We start from the raw sequence: 1,492 nt of genomic DNA on the forward strand, positions 1-1,492 counted from the left end.
CAAATCTGTGAAATTATAAATCCAATAAATTGTGATACTGCCACCGTTAGCGTTACCGTTACTGCGCCTGCTATTGTTGCTAATGATGATGTTTTTTCAATCGAAAATTGTACTTCAGTAGGATTGTTAGGAAGTGTTTTAATAAATGATTCAATAAACGGAAACCCGGTAGTGGCTTCAGCGGTAAACATCTCTTTAGTTTCTGGACTAAATTCAAACATTCAATTGGATAACCTTGGAAACATCAATATATTAAACGGAACAATTCCTGGAACGTACGTTTTAACGTATCAAATATGCGAAAAATCAAACACTGAAAACTGTGATACTGCTGTAATAACAATAATCATTAAAGATAGTACTGCGCCTGTCTTTGCATCATTACCAGTGCAATCAACGATACAATGTAGTACTACTCCTGATTTTGCTCAAGCAACAGCTACTGATACCTGTAGTTCTGTTACACTAACATTTGTTGACGCAACGGTTCAAGGAAGTTGTATTGGTTCTTATACGATAACAAGAACATGGACCGCTACTGATTTAGCAGGAAATGCAATTACTGCTTCTCAAAGGATCAGTGTACAAGATACTAACGGCCCAACCACAACAACTGAGTTTGCATCTAATATTAATGTAAATTGTGATGCTATTCCTTTGAAACCGGAACTTATATTTACAGATAATTGTTCAACTGTTTCCCCCGCACTATTTACTGAAAAAATTACTAACAGCTCACTTAACTCCTACTCAATTGTCAGAGAGTGGTCTGTTTCTGATTCTTGCGGGAATGTTTCTAAATTTACTCAAATTGTGAATGTAACAGCATCAAATAACGCCACACCAATTGTAAGCTCTGCGTGTAATGGTGACTCTTCAACAATCAATATCTTTAATTTGTTACCCGAGGGAACTCTAATAAATGGAACTTGGACAGATGTTGATAATACTGGCGCATTGCAAGGAAATATCTTATCGCCTTTTGGTTTGACTTTAGGAAACAAAGTTTTTGAGTATCGAATTAATGACGAAATGTGTCCAAAAAGCATCCAGTTAACAGTGAATATTAACGATGATTGTATCGTTTTAGGATGTGGAAACATAAAAGTCCATAATGCTTTTTCGCCAAACGGAGATGGTATAAACGAAGTATTTGTAATCGATAATATTGAAAACACAACTTGCTACCAAGAGAATACGGTTGAAATATATAACCGTTGGGGTGTATTAGTTTTTGAAACAAAAAACTATAATAATCAAACTAATAATTTTGAAGGTATATCTCGTGGAAGAACAACTATTAGTCAATCTTCTGGATTACCTACCGGTACTTATTTTTACATCTTAAATTACAGTGCTATTAATGGGAATGGCAAAGTGGAAATCAAAAAATTAGACGGGTATTTATACCTTAGTAAATAATGCGAATCAAGGGTTAAAATGTTAAGTTTATAAAAGCGGAAGCGATTTTTCCGAAGATATGAATCAACAG

At 34.6% G+C, this 1,492-nt stretch carries 1 protein-coding gene; it reads left to right on the top strand.

Features of this window, described 5'->3' with window-relative positions:
• The coding region (locus EKL98_RS15780; protein WP_148104434.1) for a gliding motility-associated C-terminal domain-containing protein at positions 1-1,422 on the top strand (1,422 nt) is incomplete at its 5' end.
• Positions 1,423-1,492 lie beyond the last annotated feature (70 nt).

Source organism: Flavobacterium bomense (assembly GCF_003970355.1).